The following is a 15,500-nucleotide window of genomic DNA, read 5'->3' on the forward strand; positions in this document are numbered from 1 at the left end:
TACACATTTTTAATGATTGATATTTTACTTTATTTAGCAGTTTTTAGTACTAAATAGCTTTTAAATGAAAAAGGAACTACAACTAAGTAATTCCTTTTCAATATTTTTTATGTAAAAATGTTTTAAACTAACTCAACAAATAAACCATCATTTGTATTAGTTACTTTAGCCAAATTGTGTTTAGTTAAGCCTTTTAAGGTTTTATCCCATTTTTTATTACTGAATTCACTTTGTGTTTTCAAATCATTCAATAAAACTTTTTCTACTTTTTTAAGCATTTCAAACAATACTTTTTCATCATCATTTAATTCTACAGAAGGTGCTTTTTTCTCTGGTTTCATTTGAGGAAAAAATAGTACTTCTTGTATAGATGCATTATTTGTCATAAACATTACCAAACGGTCAATTCCAATTCCAATTCCTGATGTTGGAGGCATTCCGTATTCTAGAGCGCGAATAAAATCTTGGTCAATAAACATCGCTTCATCATCACCTTTTTCTGTTAATTTTAATTGATCTTCAAAACGCTCACGTTGATCTATTGGATCATTTAACTCAGAATAGGCGTTTGCTAATTCTTTTCCGTTTACCATCAGCTCAAAACGTTCTGTTAAAGCAGGATTCGTTCTGTGCTCTTTAGTTAGCGGACTCATTTCTTTTGGATAATCCGTTATAAATGTTGGCTGAATATAGTGGTGCTCACATTTTTCACCAAATAATTCATCAATTAGTTTTCCAACACCCATTGTTTCATCTACTTCAATACCTACTTTTTTACAAACCTCTCTTAATTCAACTTCATTCATTCCAGCAACATCATAACCAGTGTGAATTTTAATAGCTTCTAAAATTGGAACTCTTGGATAAGGTGCTTTAAAGCTTACTTTATTTTCACCAATCATAACTTCAGTTGTTCCGTTGGCATCCATAGATACTTTTTCCAACAACTCTTCTGTCATATTCATCATCCAGTTATAATCTTTGTAAGCAACATACAATTCCATTACTGTAAATTCCGGATTATGTGTTCTGTCCATTCCTTCATTTCTGAAATCTTTTGCAAACTCATACACAGCATCAAAACCACCAACAATTAAACGTTTTAAATATAATTCGTTAGCAATACGCAGATATAAAGGCATATCCAATGCGTTATGATGTGTCATAAACGGGCGCGCAGCAGCGCCACCTGGAATTGGTTGTAAAATTGGTGTTTCTACTTCTAAATAACCACGTGTGTTAAAAAATTCACGTATAGAGTTGGTTATTTTTGTACGTTTTATAAATGTTTCTTTTACGTGGTCATTTACTATTAAATCTACATAACGCCTTCTGTATCGTTGTTCATTATCTGCAAATGCATCGTGTACTTTTCCATCAGCATCGGTTTTTACAACTGGCAATGGGCGTAAACTTTTAGAAAGTACTGTTAATTCCTTTACGTTTACAGATTCTTCACCAACTTTGGTTTTAAAAACTTCGCCTTTAATTCCAATAATATCACCCATATCCAATAATTTTTTGAATACAGTATTGTACATAGTTCCTTCATCATCAGAAGAAATTTCATCTCTGTTGATATAGATTTGCATTCTGCCACTAGCATCTTTTAATTCAGCAAATGATGCTTTCCCCATAATTCTACGGCTCATCATTCTTCCAGCTAACACAACTTCCTTACCATCAAAATCATTAAAATTAGCTATAATTTCCTTTATGGTTGCTGTTGTTTTAAATTCTTCAGCAGGATATGGATTGATTCCTAAATCACGTAATTTTTGTAACGATTCTCTTCTAATTATTTCAAGTGGTGATAATTGCATACTACTATTTTTAGTTGTTGTATTTATTTTACAGTGCGCAAAGATACAATCAATTCAGAAATTTAGGTAATTTAGAAAGAAAAAGTGTTTAGAATTTGTAATCAAAAATAATTTTATATATTTGCCTATCGCTTCGAAAGCGATTTAGTTGTGTTGTTTGACGTGTAAAAGCGTCATGGTTTTATAAACCAATGGAAAGCTTCCCGAAAAACCGGGACGCTTTTTTTGTTTTAAAAAAGGTTGTTTTAAGCCTAAAAGTTGAAAAAAGAGGCTTTATATTCCCAAAAAATTGAAAAATACAAGCCAGTAAAAATTATAGCCACTACAAATTTTAATAGTGTTCCGGTTAAAAAACCAATAAAAGAACCATATGATGCTTTTAAAGCTTTCTTCGGATTTTTACTATCATAAATCATTTCTCCAACAAAAGCACCAAGAAAAGGACCTACAATAATTCCAATTGGAGGTAAGAAAAATAAGCCAACCACCAAACCTATAGTTGTACCAATTACACCAAATTTTGTACCTCCAAATTTTTTAGTTCCTATAGATGGGATTATATAATCTAATGCCAAAACTATAATTGAAATTACCAAAGTAATGCTTAATAATGTGTAATTAACGGGTACTATTTTGGTAAAGTACAATAATAATAATCCAAACCATCCTAAAATTGGTCCAGGCAATACAGGTAAAATAGAACCGATAATACCTAAAATAGCTAATAAAAATCCTACAATTAAAAGAAAAATATCCATATGCTAATGTAAGTTTTCAATTTCAATTTTAAAATATTTTTATGTAAATATAATATTTATAACTAAAAAATTAGTTTAAACTAATTTTTTAGTTATATTTGTGTTGTTGAACTAAAAACTTAGTTAAAAATGGATAAGCAATTAACAAAGGCTGAAGAGCAATTTATGCAAGTGTTATGGGAAATAGAAGAGGGAAGTGTGCAAGATATTATTGATAAATTACCCAATCCAAAACCTGCATACAATACAGTTTCAACCATTATTAGAATTTTAGAAACCAAAGATTTTGTGGCGCATAAAAGCAAAGGAAGAGGTTATATTTATTTTCCATTAATTAAAAAAACGGATTATAGTAACCAAAGTTTGCAAAAGTTGGTTGATGGTTATTTTGATGGTTCATTTAAAAGTTTGGTGTCCTTTTTTGTAAAAAAGAACGATGTTGATATCAATGAATTAGAAACTATTTTAGAAAGTATTAACACTAAAAAGACTGAGAAATGATAAATTATATACTTCAAGTTGTGTTGTTTCAGGTGCTGTTTTTAGCTGTTTACGATTTCTTTTTGCAAAAAGAAACCTTTTTTAAATGGAACAGATTTTATTTATTGTCAACACCCATTTTAGCATTTGTAATTCCTTTTTTAAAGTTTGAAAGTTTACAAAAAAGCGTTACTAATATGTATGTTGAGCAATTACCCACAATTTTTTTAAATCCGGAAGCCGTAATTTTACAAACAGTTGAAATTGAGTCATCTATTAATTATTTGCAAATAGGTTTTTATAGTGGGATAGCTCTTTTTTCAATCTTTTTTTTAATTAAATTATTTAAAATTATTCAATTAATTACTACCAATGAAGTTGTAAAAAGTGAAAAATTTATATTGGTTTTGTTGAATAAAACAGCATCTGCTTTTTCGTTTTTCAATTATATATTTATCAAAAGAGATTTTGTAGAACAAAAAGAATTATCCATCATTCAACACGAAATGGTGCATTGCAAACAATTACACACATTAGATTTATTGTTTTTTGAATTGTTAAAAATAGTAATGTGGTTTAATCCGTTAATTTATGTGTATCAAAACAGAATTACGTTGTTACACGAGTATATTTCTGATGCTGAAGTTGTAGCACAAACCGATAAAAAAATTTATTTTAATACCATACTCTCGCAAACTTTTAATGTTGAAAATATTTCATTTATAAACCAATTTTTTAAACATTCATTAATTAAAAAAAGAATAGCTATGATTACCAAAAATAAATCACAAAAAATTAAACAATTAAAATATTTATTATTAATTCCTTTAGTTGGAGGAATGTTGGTTTTAAGTTCATTTGAAGATAAAAAAGAATCTAATATTCAAGAATTTCCTATAATTGATGAAGTTATAAGTTCAAATGAAATAGTTGAAAATGAAATTATTGAGAACCTGAAAGTTGAAGAAAGTAGTAAAGTCCTAAAGAAGAATGATACACTTATTGAAACGTTAGATGTTCCTTTTAGTGAAATAGAAAATGTGCCTGTTTTTCCTGGTTGTACTGGAACTGAAGAAGAATTAAAAAAATGTTTACAATATGGCATTACAAATCATGTAAATAAGAATTTTAACACAACTCTTGCAAATGAATTAAAGCTAAAATCTGGTGTTCAAAGAATTTATGTAATGTTTAAAATTGATAAAAATGGAAATATTTCTGATGTAAAATCTAGAGCTGCACATAAATCATTAGAAGATGAAGCTATTAGAGTGGTAACTTCGTTGCCAAAAATGATTCCAGGTAAACATAAAGGTAATAATGTAAATGTTAAATATTCATTGCCTATTGCTTTTAAAGTTGATGGAAAAATAACTAAAGATGAATTTCCAAAGTATACAAAAAAAAGTATTGATAGTTTAATATCAGAAAATGTGGATGTCGATCTTCCTTTTGCTATTATTGAAAATGTACCAGTTTTTCCGGGTTGTGAAGGATCAGAAGAAGAGTTAAAAGTTTGTATTCAAGAAAACATTACAAATCATGTGGCTAAAAACTTTAATTCAGGATTAGCAAAAACCTTAGGTTTAAAACCTGGAATTAAAAGAGTTTTTGTGATATTTAAAATTAATAAAGAAGGGAATATTACAGATGTTAGAGCAAGAGCACCACATGAAAATTTAGAAGAAGAAGCTGTAAGAGTTGTGAGTAGTTTGCCTAAAATGATACCAGGGAAATATGGTGGACAAGCAGTTGGTGTTAAATATAGTTTGCCAATTGCGTTTAAAGTAGATTAAAAATTTAAATACTATGAAAAAGATTATTATACTGTTGCTAGTAATAGTTGCATTAAAAACCGAAGCGCAATCTTCGGTTTTTAGCGTTGTAGATAGTTTGTTACTGAAAGGAAATTACCAAAAAGCATTAATTTTATTAGAAAACACACAACCACAAACCTTTGCTGTTTTAGAAAAAACAGCAAATATTTATCAAACTGTTGGTAATGAAAATAAGGCTTTAAAGTATTTAAACAAGGCACTGGAAATTGAAAATAGTGAAGCTGCTAAAGTAAAATTAGCACAATTGTATTTGGCTATTGGTTTAACTTCAAAAGCTATAGAAACGTATGAGGTTTTAATTGCACAAGACACTTCTAATTTATTGGTTGCAAATAGTTTAGGTAAATTGTATTTATCACAAAATCAGTCTAAAAGAGCTGAAAAATTATTTAGGTTTTTACAAAATAAAGATCCTGAAAATCCAAATTATCCATATCAAATAGGTGAATGTTTAGATAAACAAAACAAGTTTCATGAAATGGGACAGAGTTACTTAAACGCCTATAAATTAGATACGCTTCATTTAAAAAGTATTTTTGAATTGGCAAAGTTTTTTAAAACTCTGCGTTTTCAAGATTCTACAACCTTGTTTATTAATAAAGGATTGCAAATAGATTCTAATAACATTAATTTCAATCAGTTAAAAGCAAATGATTTATATTTTTCTAAAGATTTTAAAAACACCTTAACGTATTTAAAAAAATTAGACAGTTTAAATTATGTTTCGGTTAGTACTTACGAAATGGCTGGAATGTGTTATTATAATTTACAAGATTTTGATTTAGCTGAAAAATATTTTAAAAAAGCAATTAGGTTAGATCCAAGTGATTATAACATTTATTACCGTTTAGCCTCTTTGTATTATGATAAAAAAGATTATAAATTGGCAAAGTTTTATTTAATACAATCAATTGGAACGGCAAAACCAGATATTGATAGACAGTATTTTTTAATGGGAATTATGTTAAAAGAAGAGCAAAATTTTAAAGAAGCTATAGAAAATTTCGAAAAATCGTATCAAAACAATTATAAAAACTACAAAGCTTTGTTTGAATTAGCTGTTACAAGTGATACTTATTATGAAGACAAAAAAATTGCATTAAAAAGGTTTCAACAATATGTAAGTAGATTTAAAGGAAACGATGAAAAAATGACCATATATGCTGATGGAAGAATTCAAGAAATTAAAAAACAATACTTTCTTGAAGGTGAAATTGTTGACTAACAGAAAATATTGTATTTTCACGTGGTGAAATAAACAACTATGTTAAAACAATTTTTTAGCGTTTTAGTAGCAACCATTTTAGTGGCTTCTTGCTCATATTTTGGTGATAAATCAAAAAGTGAAACACTAATAGCAGTAGATACTATTGTTGACTTTAATACTGTTGATGCTTTTCCACTTTTTCCAAATTGTGAACACATTCCATCAAGAGAAAAACAACAAATTTGTTTTCAGTTACAAATGTCACAACATATTTATGCTTCATTAAAAGAACATCAATTAAATGCAAAAGAAATTGTAAATGACACTGTTTTGGTAAAATTAAAAGTAGATAATTTTGGAAAAATTAGTTTATCAGGCATAAAAATATCAGAAAAAACAAAAACCTTATTACCAAATTTTGATAGTATTGTTAAAGTTAGTTTGCAACAATTACCAACATTACAGCCAGCTATTAAAAGAGATATGCCAGTTACAACAGAGTTTACGCTGCCAATAATTTTAACGCAATTTTAATTTTTATTTTATTGATTTTGAGGTTATTATCGATTTTAGAATTTGATGCTAATTTTTTGAAATGGCTTAAAACTAATTTTTATAATACATTTTGAATTATTTTAAAATGAAATTTTTAATATGTTATTCAATTTTTTTGATATTTTTTTTTCGCATAACTTTTTCAATGACTTCAAAAATTTGTTTTTTTAAATTTTTGTATTTTTTTAAATAGACATCCACTTCTTTTTGCAATTTTTTGTGTTGATCTATATAATTAATATTTGTTATTAAATTATTATGCTCTATTAATTCAGCTAATAATAATTCATGTTTATTAATTTCGGTTATTAAAATTTCTCCAGAAGTATCTTCAATAGTCATTTTTTTTGTAAAAATTTCAATGCGTTTGCCCAACCCTGCATAAAGATAATCTATATATTGTTTACTTAATAAATGGGTTAAAAATCGAATTTCATCTCTTGTGAAAGCTAATTCAGAAATCCAAACTTTAGATTCTTCATGTAATTTTGAAATACTTTTTTGGGTATTTAACCAGTTTTTTTTTATTTCGGTTGTCATAATTTTAGGTTTTAAATTTTTTTAATAAAAAAAGCAGCATTTATTTTCAAGTTCTATTTTGTTAAACTTTAATTCATTAATATACGTACTATATACAAATGCTTTATACGTTATTTTCAGCTGTTATTATTTTACAGTTTTTATAGTACTAATTAATATAATATTTCTTCAATTTGAAATGATTATAATCAATTTGATAATGATAAATATTTTTATAAAACAAATTTAAATTGAGTGTTTTGTATTGTAAAAATCAGTATATCAGCAACTTGTTTAGGTCTTTTTTGTTAAAATTTCAAACTTTTAAAGTAGTGTTAAATGTAAATTGAGCAATATCATTTTATAAAATTTAAACAAACAATAGATTTATATAACTTTAAAAATTCATTAGTCTTTGTTTAGTTGTTGTAAAAAGTAAAAGTCATGAAAATTGCTGATGTATATAAAGAAATTGAAATTTATATTGATAATATAAGTTTAAACGGAAAATTAAGAATTCCTGAAAATATGGAATGCAAGGGTATCATATTATTTTCTCATGGTAGTGGAAGTAGCAGATTGAGTAACAGAAATAATTTTATTGCTAATTTATTGCTTGATGAAGGTTATGCAAGTTTATTGATAGATTTGTTAACTACTGAAGAAGATTTAGTGTATGAAAACAGATTTGATATAGATTTACTAACCGATAGATTGTTAAAAGTAACAAAATGGGTACGTAATTATAAACATACCAAGCATTTGCCAATTGCTTTGTTTGGAGCTAGTTGTGGTGCTGCATCTGCTTTAAATGCCGCAGCATATTTAGGAAATAAAATTAAAGCTGTTGTATTGCGTAGCGGAAGACCAGATTTGGTTACTTATAGTTTAATGTACATTACAGCACCAACATTATTTATTGTAGGAGGTAATGATCAAGTAGTTGTTGAATTAAATAAAAGAGCTAAAGATCAATTAAAATGCCATAGTGAGCTAAAAATAATTGAAGGAGCTTCACATTTATTTACAGAAATAGGAAAGTTAGAAATTGTAACAAAATTATCAAATAGCTGGTTTGACAAGTATTTAAATAATAAAGTTTTATATTAAATGTAACTTTTTATAAAAATAGAAACAGGGAAGTCAAAAACTTCCCTGTTTCCTCTTTGAGGCTTAATTTTATAATTTAACCGTTCTTCTTTTTAATATAGGAATGTTACCTTTTTTACAATTAATTCTCCGTTTTGTTAAACTATATTATTAATCCTCAACGTTGTCTAAACTTTCCGTAAGTTAGACCTAAATTGTTAAGAAACAGGAAGTTTTCACTTCCTGTTTCCTCTTGGGAAGATTATTGTAACTTTATGAGATTAAATAACTTTTCTAAATTCTTATTTCAAAATTTAGAATATAACCAAACTACTCATTTAGTATCTAAACCTTTCCAATTTTATTTACCTAGTATTAACTATAGTAAATTTATTTTTTTATCCAGTGCTTAAAATATTAATACATATTTAAAAAGAACTTGTTAATAATGGTATAAATGTATATTGTAAATTATTGGTTTTAAATGATTTGAATCAAATTACTAAATGATTGTTATCAGTAGTTTAAAAAAGTTTTTGTACTTTTTATTATACAAAAACAAAACCATAAGCCATGCTTAATAAAAATATGCCTATTAAAAATAATAACATATACAGTAATTGAACAAATTTAACATTTACAAAATTTAACCAATTAACTGTGCGTTGTGGAAATATGAATAGAGATAAACCTAGTAATAATGATAACCAACCAATTAGAGTGATAATTACGGTCCAATTATTTTCCCAAATATTATGAAAAAGAATATTTAATAAACCTATAATTATAGCTATAAATGATGTAATTATTACAAACTTTTGATCTTTTAAATCCCGAATTATTTGGACAATTCTTTTCGGATTAAAACTTAATATTAAAAAGAAAATAATTAAATACCATCCCCAAAATTTGGCTAAAAAAGTTGATGTATTTTCCATAATTATAATTTTTTATTCTTCGTGTAAAACTAAAAAGGGAACTTTTGTGTGATAGCTAATTTCTTCAACAGTTGGTTTAAATAAAATACGTTGAAAAAAGTTTAAATTTTTTGCAATCATTATAATTACATCAATATTTCTGCTTTCAACAAAACATGCAACACCATCTTCAATTTTATTGTTTGTAATTTTATGAAAGCTGTGTTTATCTTCTGTAAAATAATTATGTAAATAATGTTTATTTTCTAATTGGTTTCCTGTTAGTGTTTCATCTTTTTTTGCAATATGTAATATTCTTACAGATGTATTATACATTTCGGCAAATTCCGAAATATTGTTTAAAATTACTGGTTGATAAAAGTTATGAAAATCTGTTGGAAAAGCAATTTCTTTAGGTGCAATAAATGCAGCGTTTTCTGGAATTATTAAAACTGGACATTTAATTTTAGTAATTAAATCGCCTGTATTTGTACCAATTACAACTTCACTAAAACCAGTAGCACCTTTAGTTCCCATAATAATAAGGTCTATTTTTTTTTCTTCAATTTGAGTTTTAACAGCATCAATAAAAAAATCGTATTTAGAAATGGTATAAAAATGATGTTCAGGATTTGAATCTAACTTTTTTATTTTTTTTAATAATTTTTCTAATTCTAATTTTGCTTGTTTTAAAACAGTGCTTTCTAACACATTTGTAGTTGGGTATACTGGAATTTCACCACCAACATAGGTTGGCATTAAGGTTACATGTAAAATGTAAAAATTGCACGATAAATTTTTGTAAAATTCAAGACCATATTTTATGGCGTTTAATGAATTTTCTGAAAAATCGGTTGGTAATAAAATGTTTTTCATAATGCCTATTAATTTCAATTATACTCAAATTTAGAAAGCAAATTGTAATGGCAAAATGATATTAATCAAGTATAAAATGAAGTTGTAAGTTTTTTAATTTATTCGTTTCAGTTTTTCAATATTTAAAATTTTAATATTTCTACCATCCACATCAATTAATCCTTCTTTTTTAAAATCAGATAATGTTCTAATAAACGTTTCTGTTGCAATACCCGCAATGCTGGCTAAATCGCTTCGTAATATTTGAACACAAATGTTGGGGTTTGCTTTAATTTTTTCTGAAAATTGTAAAATGGTACTTGCTGTTTTTTTTCTAACAGAACTGTAGGCCATTTCTAATAAATGCTCTTTAATTTCGTATACATTATCACTTAAATAATCAAATAATTCTAATGTTAAATCGTGATTATTATGTAAAATGGTTTTTAAATTGTTGTTTGAAATTTTTAATGTATTTGTGTTTTCAATTGCAGCCGCAAACTCTTGATGAGATGTGTTGTTTGAAAATGATGTAAAGCCAAAAAAATCGCCTTCTTTTAGAAGTTCAGTTATTAGTTCTTTACCTTGCTCATCTATTTTATATGTTTTAACTATTCCGCTATTTATTAAATAAATGAAGTTAGAATTGTCTCCTTGATGGTAAATTACTTCACCTGCATAAAATAGGTGTTCTTCTGCGTTATTTAAAAAGTAATTTTTTAAATGTTCTAAGGTTTTAAGTTCGCTTTCATTAGTAAGGTTTTGTGTATGTTTATTTTCAATAAGTTGATTTTCATTAACAATGGCTACTTTTGCCAACCTACTTTCTATTGCGCTAAATAATTCAGATTCATCAAATGGTTTGGTAATGTAATCATCAGCGCCCATATTCATTCCTTTTCTAACATCTTTATGATCTGTTTTTGCTGAAAGAAATATAAATGGAATTTGTTGTGTTATTTTTTCTTTTGATAAAATTTGAAGTACACCATAACCATTTAGTTCGGGCATCATTATATCGCAAATAATAACATCGGGCAATTTTGTTTTTGCTAAATGAACACCAACTTTACCATTTGCAGCAGTTAAAACTTTGTAATTTGCTAATTCTAATAACTCAGCAGTGTTTTCTCTAACAACAGCATCGTCTTCTATTAATAAAACTGTTTTCATTTTTAAAATTTGTTAGGTAAGCTTATTATAAATGTTGATCCTTCATTAATTTTACTTGAAAAAGTAAGATTTCCGCCCAAGTTATTAATATGATTTTTTACAATATTTAATCCTATACCTGTACCCGGAATATTTAAAGCGTTGTCGGCTCTAAAGTATCTGCTGCATATAAATTTTTGAGCATATTCTGGAATGCCAATTCCGGTATCAATTATTTTAAATTCTATAACAGCATTTTTTTCAGAAACTTCTAAAATTATGGTACTGTTTTCAGGAGAATATTTTATGGCATTATTTAAAATATTTGACAATGCTAATTTTAAATATTTTTCATCTTGAGTAATAATAAATTCATCAATATTATTAGGAAATTGAATATGTTGCCCTTCCTTTAATAACATATTTGCATTGTATACAACTTCATTTATAACTGTGCTTAAATTAAATGAAGTAAGTTTATAATTGATGTTGTTTGATTCTAATTTTTCTATGGAAAGGAAATCGTTTAAAATGGTATCAAGATATTGTGCTTTATTTGTAATAGTTTTTATGTGTTTTTCTCTATTTTGCTGTTGTTCAGTTAATTGATATTTGTTTAATAACATTGATGAAGTTAAAATACCACTTAAAGGTGTTTTAAATTCATGAGAAACCATTGTTAAAAATTTTGATTTTAATTCATTGAGTTCAATTTCTTTTTGTAAAGATTCTTTCAATTTTTTTTCGGCAGCTTTCCTTTTTTTTATTTCTTTTTTAAAATTTAAGTTTAACTCTTTTAACTGCGAAATGGTGTTATGAAGATCTGCTGTTCTTTGTTGTACTTTTTTTTCTAATTCAGTATTAATAAAATCTATTCTTCTTTCATTTTCTTTTCTAACTGAAATATCTATAATTAAAGCTAAGACATATTTTTTATTTTCAATTTTAAAAGGATTTAAACCAATTTCAACAGGAAAATTTTCATTACTTTTTTTTACACCAGTTAAATTTAAACTATGTGTAATTTTTCGAACACCGTTAAAATTCAAAAAATTATTAAAATGAACCTTATGAATCGCATGCACTTTTTTTGGAATTAAACAGTTTAATTGGTTGTTGGTTAATTCACCTTTTTTATAACCAAACATTTTTTCTACAGGATGATTCGCTGCTACTATAATTTGATTTTCATCTACTATAATTACGCCTTCAGGAATTGCTTCAAAAAGAATATTTAATATATGTTTATCTTTATAAAACATAAAATTTATAAAAAAGACTACATTAAATTTCGTAAAAAAAATAGAGGAAACCTATTAATTAATTAAGTTTTAATTGTTGTGGCTTTTTTATGTTTTTTTATGTGCATTAATTTTAGCTTTTTCTAATATTTTAAATAATAGGTATTACTATAACAATTTATAATTTTACCAGGTGTTAACAGAAAATTTTAAAAAATGAATTATATAACATTATTAAAAAATTATATAACATGCTGCTAAACACAATGTTTTACTTTTGAACTAAAGTAGTTTAAACTACTTGCTTTTTAAAATTAATTAAAACAAACTATATTATGAACAAGACAATTAAAATGATTTTATTAATAGTAGGAGTTGGACTTTTAGGATATGGAATTTATATGCTTGTAGCCCCAGAAACCGCACTAAGTATTGGCCCTTTAGATGTGGAAACGCAAGACAATAATAACGCATATATTACAATTGGTTTAGGTTTATTAACATTAATGATTAGCTTTGTTGGTGGGAAAAAATCTTAATAATAATATCACACACCCTTAAAAACTCATTTTGCATAAAAATGAGTTTTTTTATGTTATAAAATATTATCTTTATTAATTATTACGGCATATATTGTAGCCTGAAATATGAATAATAACCAAATTTGAATTAGTATAAAAAGATGAAAGTATTTGTGAAATTTAATTTTAATGCAATTTGCAATAAGGTTTTAGAAGATAAGCTAATTGAGTTGGGTATAAAATATAAAATTGTAGGTTTTGGAGAGATAGAATTTTTAGAAAATTTAACAGATCAGCATAAACAAACCTTACATACTTTATTAAATAATCATGGTATTGAAGTTGTAGAAAATGAAAAAATTATTTTAGTACAAAAAATTAAAGACGCAATTATTGATATAATATTTAATTCTGAAGATGCTTTAAATATAAAAACATCTGTTTATTTAGCAGAAAAATTAGGACATAGCTACGGATATCTATCAAATTTATTTTCTGAAGTTACATATACTTCCATTGAAAATTTTATCATCCTTCAAAAAATAGAATATGCCAAACAGCTTATTTTAACTACAAATTTTAGTTTAACAGAAATAGCTTTTAAACTCAACTATTCAAGTGTTGCACATTTAAGTACACAGTTTAAAAATACTACAGGTATTACTCCTTCTGCATTTCAACGTATTATTAGTAAAAGAAAGGAAATTGCCCAACAAAGCTAAAACTGCTAAAATTATAACAACGCTACTTAATTAGGATTTCAATACACTAAATTTAAATACCCAATGGTTAATTGTATAACCATACTTTCAAACACACTCCAAACAATTATATAAGCTGTTTATTAGCATACTCCGCAGCAATGCTAAGGCTTTACGTATTCTTTTTTAAGGTTTAATTTACATAATTCCGTTTTGTAAAATGGGAATTGTATAAATAATACAAAAAATGCTGTAATGCGATACGATTAAAAGGATTGCATATTTGCATTATAAAATTAGTATTAACCAAAAGCAAAATTGAAAATTATGAGAAGTTTATTATATCTAGTGGCTGTAATACTTGTAATAGGATGGGCGTTAGGATTCTTTGTGTATAGCGCAGGAGGATTAATTCATATCTTATTAGTAATTGCAGTAATTGCAATATTGTTTAGATTAATTGGTGGTAAAAGAGTTTAACAAATCAATTAAGAAATAATAAAGTAACAAAAGAGTAAAATTAAGAAATTTAATTAATAATTATAAAAATGAAAAAAATGAAAAATTTAAATCAAATAATAGTTGGAATTTTAGGATGCACACTTATTTTGGCATCTTGTTCAGATGAAAAAACTAAAGCCGAACAAATGTCGGATAACTTTGTAAAATATGTAGATTCAGTTAGTAGTGTACAAAAAGAAAATGCCATAGAAAACTGGAATGAAATTGAAAGTGAGTATGAAGAGGCAAAACAAAATGCAAATAGAGAGATTAATCAGCTTGATGACAGAATGGAGTTTGAAGAAAAAATCAATACTGCAAATGCTAAATATGAGCAATTTAAGAGCGATGTTTTAGCAGAAAAAGAAAAATTAGATTATGAATCTCAAAAAAATAGAGTTAGAGTAGCTTTATTAGGATCAAATTACGTTGAAGATGATATGAAATTTGAATGGATAAACAAAGATAATATCTTAAGTGTATATGAAAATTTTGTGAATACTGTTGAAGAAAATAAAGACTCATATTCTAGAGAAGACTGGGATGAAATTAAATTAATATACGAAGCAATTGACTCAAGAAAAAACACAGTTGAAAACGAAGGTTTAACTAGTGAAGACAATAGAAAAATTGCAGGTTTAAAATTAAAATTTGCCCCAATGTATACTGTTAATAGAATGGGCGCAAAATCTGAAGAAAACGCAGAAGCAAAACAATAATCTAATCAGACATTTAGTAATAAATAATTATATACATAATAATATGAAAAAAATAATAATAGCGGTATTTGCACTTTTTACTATAAGTGCAGCTACTACTGCCTTACAGGCACAGATAATAGCAAAAAATGCATTAGGAGTTAGGTTAGGTGACAATGATGGTTTTGGAGGAGAAATTTCTTACCAAACATCTTTATCAAATAGCAATAGATTAGAATTTGATTTGGGATGGAGAGACTCTCATAATGTAGAAGCATTTAAGTTAGTAGGTTTATACCAATGGGTAATGCCTATAGAAGATCGTTTTAATTGGTATGTTGGTTTAGGTGCCGGTGTTGGATCTTTTAATGCTGGAAATAACGATGGAGCATTCGCTTTAATAGCTGGTGATTTGGGTATTGAATATAATTTTAAAATTCCATTACTTATATCATTAGATTTTAGACCAGAATTAGGTTTTAATGACAATTATCGGGATGATTTAGGTCTTGATATAGCATTAGGTCTTAGATATCAATTTTAAACATTTAAGATAATAAAGTTTAAAAACTAAATACAATAAAGCTCGTTGTAAATTTTTTGAAATACAATAGTTACTAACTTATCAGATAGTTAGATAATTGA

General features: G+C 26.3%; 17 protein-coding genes. 10 read left to right on the plus strand and 7 right to left on the minus strand.

The genetic code is table 11. The features are described 5' to 3' along the window. Window positions 1-122: 122 nt before the first annotated feature. Window positions 123-1,823, minus strand: coding sequence for a lysine--tRNA ligase (gene lysS, locus BM335_RS09630; protein WP_090226148.1), 1,701 nt, complete (start codon window positions 1,821-1,823; stop codon window positions 123-125). Between the two features lie 251 nt (window positions 1,824-2,074). Beyond that, window positions 2,075-2,581, minus strand: a complete 507-nt coding sequence (locus BM335_RS09635; RefSeq protein WP_090226151.1) for a DUF456 domain-containing protein — start codon at window positions 2,579-2,581, stop codon at window positions 2,075-2,077. A gap of 129 nt (window positions 2,582-2,710) precedes the next feature. Between BM335_RS09635 and BM335_RS09640 the strand changes: the two genes are divergently transcribed. From BM335_RS09640 to BM335_RS09655, 4 genes are read left to right on the plus strand one after another with little or no spacing between them, the layout of a single operon-like run. After that, window positions 2,711-3,082 (plus strand): BlaI/MecI/CopY family transcriptional regulator, encoded by a 372-nt coding sequence (locus BM335_RS09640; RefSeq protein WP_090226158.1) that lies wholly within the window; start codon window positions 2,711-2,713, stop codon window positions 3,080-3,082. Then, on the plus strand, window positions 3,079-4,857 hold the full coding sequence (locus tag BM335_RS09645; RefSeq protein ID WP_090226161.1) for a M56 family metallopeptidase: 1,779 nt from the start codon (window positions 3,079-3,081) through the stop codon (window positions 4,855-4,857). The genes BM335_RS09640 and BM335_RS09645 overlap by 4 nt, the downstream gene beginning before the upstream one ends. A gap of 13 nt (window positions 4,858-4,870) precedes the next feature. Further along, window positions 4,871-6,124: a tetratricopeptide repeat protein gene (locus BM335_RS09650; protein ID WP_090226167.1), complete on the plus strand. Its 1,254-nt coding sequence runs from the start codon at window positions 4,871-4,873 to the stop codon at window positions 6,122-6,124. A gap of 39 nt (window positions 6,125-6,163) precedes the next feature. Beyond that, on the plus strand, window positions 6,164-6,640 hold the full coding sequence (locus tag BM335_RS09655; RefSeq protein WP_090226170.1) for a hypothetical protein: 477 nt from the start codon (window positions 6,164-6,166) through the stop codon (window positions 6,638-6,640). A gap of 123 nt (window positions 6,641-6,763) precedes the next feature. Here the strand turns inward: BM335_RS09655 and BM335_RS09660 are convergent, their stop codons facing one another. Next, the gene (locus tag BM335_RS09660; RefSeq protein WP_090226174.1) at window positions 6,764-7,201 is read right to left on the minus strand and encodes a hypothetical protein; all 438 of its coding nucleotides are present in this window, start codon (window positions 7,199-7,201) and stop codon (window positions 6,764-6,766) included. 423 nt (window positions 7,202-7,624) lie between these two features. Here BM335_RS09660 and BM335_RS09665 point away from each other — a divergent pair, with 423 nt between their 5' ends. Continuing rightward, window positions 7,625-8,290, plus strand: coding sequence for a dienelactone hydrolase family protein (locus tag BM335_RS09665; RefSeq protein WP_090226177.1), 666 nt, complete (start codon window positions 7,625-7,627; stop codon window positions 8,288-8,290). 527 nt (window positions 8,291-8,817) lie between these two features. Here the strand turns inward: BM335_RS09665 and BM335_RS09670 are convergent. The 4 genes from BM335_RS09670 to BM335_RS09685 form a co-directional block, all read right to left on the minus strand. Further along, window positions 8,818-9,207 carry a hypothetical protein gene (locus tag BM335_RS09670; RefSeq protein WP_090226181.1) on the minus strand — a complete coding sequence of 130 codons (390 nt, stop codon included), beginning with the start codon at window positions 9,205-9,207 and terminating at the stop codon, window positions 8,818-8,820. A 12-nt stretch (window positions 9,208-9,219) separates the two neighbouring features. Further along, on the minus strand, window positions 9,220-10,062 hold the full coding sequence (locus BM335_RS09675) for a universal stress protein (protein WP_090226184.1): 843 nt from the start codon (window positions 10,060-10,062) through the stop codon (window positions 9,220-9,222). Window positions 10,063-10,155: 93 nt separating this feature from the next. Continuing rightward, entirely contained in the window at window positions 10,156-11,214 is a 1,059-nt protein-coding gene (locus BM335_RS09680) for a response regulator (protein ID WP_090226189.1), read from the minus strand. Between the two features lie 2 nt (window positions 11,215-11,216). After that, window positions 11,217-12,455: a PAS domain-containing sensor histidine kinase gene (locus BM335_RS09685; RefSeq protein ID WP_090226192.1), complete on the minus strand. Its 1,239-nt coding sequence runs from the start codon at window positions 12,453-12,455 to the stop codon at window positions 11,217-11,219. Window positions 12,456-12,769: 314 nt separating this feature from the next. Between BM335_RS09685 and BM335_RS09690 the strand changes: the two genes are divergently transcribed. The 5 genes from BM335_RS09690 to BM335_RS09705 all read left to right on the plus strand — a co-directional run bounded on the left by BM335_RS09690 (window position 12,770) and on the right by BM335_RS09705 (window position 15,399). Continuing rightward, the gene (locus BM335_RS09690) at window positions 12,770-12,973 is read left to right on the plus strand and encodes a hypothetical protein (protein ID WP_090226196.1); all 204 of its coding nucleotides are present in this window, start codon (window positions 12,770-12,772) and stop codon (window positions 12,971-12,973) included. A 143-nt stretch (window positions 12,974-13,116) separates the two neighbouring features. Then, on the plus strand, window positions 13,117-13,677 hold the full coding sequence (locus tag BM335_RS09695) for a helix-turn-helix domain-containing protein (RefSeq protein ID WP_090226200.1): 561 nt from the start codon (window positions 13,117-13,119) through the stop codon (window positions 13,675-13,677). A 306-nt stretch (window positions 13,678-13,983) separates the two neighbouring features. Beyond that, window positions 13,984-14,136: a lmo0937 family membrane protein gene (locus tag BM335_RS15580; RefSeq protein WP_143102405.1), complete on the plus strand. Its 153-nt coding sequence runs from the start codon at window positions 13,984-13,986 to the stop codon at window positions 14,134-14,136. 77 nt (window positions 14,137-14,213) lie between these two features. Continuing rightward, entirely contained in the window at window positions 14,214-14,876 is a 663-nt protein-coding gene (locus tag BM335_RS09700) for a hypothetical protein (protein ID WP_090226724.1), read from the plus strand. A gap of 43 nt (window positions 14,877-14,919) precedes the next feature. Further along, window positions 14,920-15,399 carry a hypothetical protein gene (locus BM335_RS09705; protein ID WP_090226204.1) on the plus strand — a complete coding sequence of 160 codons (480 nt, stop codon included), beginning with the start codon at window positions 14,920-14,922 and terminating at the stop codon, window positions 15,397-15,399. Window positions 15,400-15,500: the final 101 nt, after the last annotated feature.

It is taken from the genome of Lutibacter maritimus, assembly GCF_900116115.1.
Lineage (GTDB): Bacteria > Bacteroidota > Bacteroidia > Flavobacteriales > Flavobacteriaceae > Lutibacter > Lutibacter maritimus.

What these genes read in the sequence shown, in the direction of transcription:
- lysS (WP_090226148.1), bottom strand. Translation starts at nt 1,823, where the DNA reads ATGCAATTATCACCACTTGAAATAATTAGAAGAGAATCGTTACAAAAA.
- BM335_RS09635 (WP_090226151.1), bottom strand. Translation starts at nt 2,581, where the DNA reads ATGGATATTTTTCTTTTAATTGTAGGATTTTTATTAGCTATTTTAGGT.
- BM335_RS09640 (WP_090226158.1), top strand. Translation starts at nt 2,711, where the DNA reads ATGGATAAGCAATTAACAAAGGCTGAAGAGCAATTTATGCAAGTGTTA.
- BM335_RS09645 (WP_090226161.1), top strand. Translation starts at nt 3,079, where the DNA reads ATGATAAATTATATACTTCAAGTTGTGTTGTTTCAGGTGCTGTTTTTA.
- BM335_RS09650 (WP_090226167.1), top strand. Translation starts at nt 4,871, where the DNA reads ATGAAAAAGATTATTATACTGTTGCTAGTAATAGTTGCATTAAAAACC.
- BM335_RS09655 (WP_090226170.1), top strand. Translation starts at nt 6,164, where the DNA reads ATGTTAAAACAATTTTTTAGCGTTTTAGTAGCAACCATTTTAGTGGCT.
- BM335_RS09660 (WP_090226174.1), bottom strand. Translation starts at nt 7,201, where the DNA reads ATGACAACCGAAATAAAAAAAAACTGGTTAAATACCCAAAAAAGTATT.
- BM335_RS09665 (WP_090226177.1), top strand. Translation starts at nt 7,625, where the DNA reads ATGAAAATTGCTGATGTATATAAAGAAATTGAAATTTATATTGATAAT.
- BM335_RS09670 (WP_090226181.1), bottom strand. Translation starts at nt 9,207, where the DNA reads ATGGAAAATACATCAACTTTTTTAGCCAAATTTTGGGGATGGTATTTA.
- BM335_RS09675 (WP_090226184.1), bottom strand. Translation starts at nt 10,062, where the DNA reads ATGAAAAACATTTTATTACCAACCGATTTTTCAGAAAATTCATTAAAC.
- BM335_RS09680 (WP_090226189.1), bottom strand. Translation starts at nt 11,214, where the DNA reads ATGAAAACAGTTTTATTAATAGAAGACGATGCTGTTGTTAGAGAAAAC.
- BM335_RS09685 (WP_090226192.1), bottom strand. Translation starts at nt 12,455, where the DNA reads ATGTTTTATAAAGATAAACATATATTAAATATTCTTTTTGAAGCAATT.
- BM335_RS09690 (WP_090226196.1), top strand. Translation starts at nt 12,770, where the DNA reads ATGAACAAGACAATTAAAATGATTTTATTAATAGTAGGAGTTGGACTT.
- BM335_RS09695 (WP_090226200.1), top strand. Translation starts at nt 13,117, where the DNA reads ATGAAAGTATTTGTGAAATTTAATTTTAATGCAATTTGCAATAAGGTT.
- BM335_RS15580 (WP_143102405.1), top strand. Translation starts at nt 13,984, where the DNA reads ATGAGAAGTTTATTATATCTAGTGGCTGTAATACTTGTAATAGGATGG.
- BM335_RS09700 (WP_090226724.1), top strand. Translation starts at nt 14,214, where the DNA reads ATGAAAAATTTAAATCAAATAATAGTTGGAATTTTAGGATGCACACTT.
- BM335_RS09705 (WP_090226204.1), top strand. Translation starts at nt 14,920, where the DNA reads ATGAAAAAAATAATAATAGCGGTATTTGCACTTTTTACTATAAGTGCA.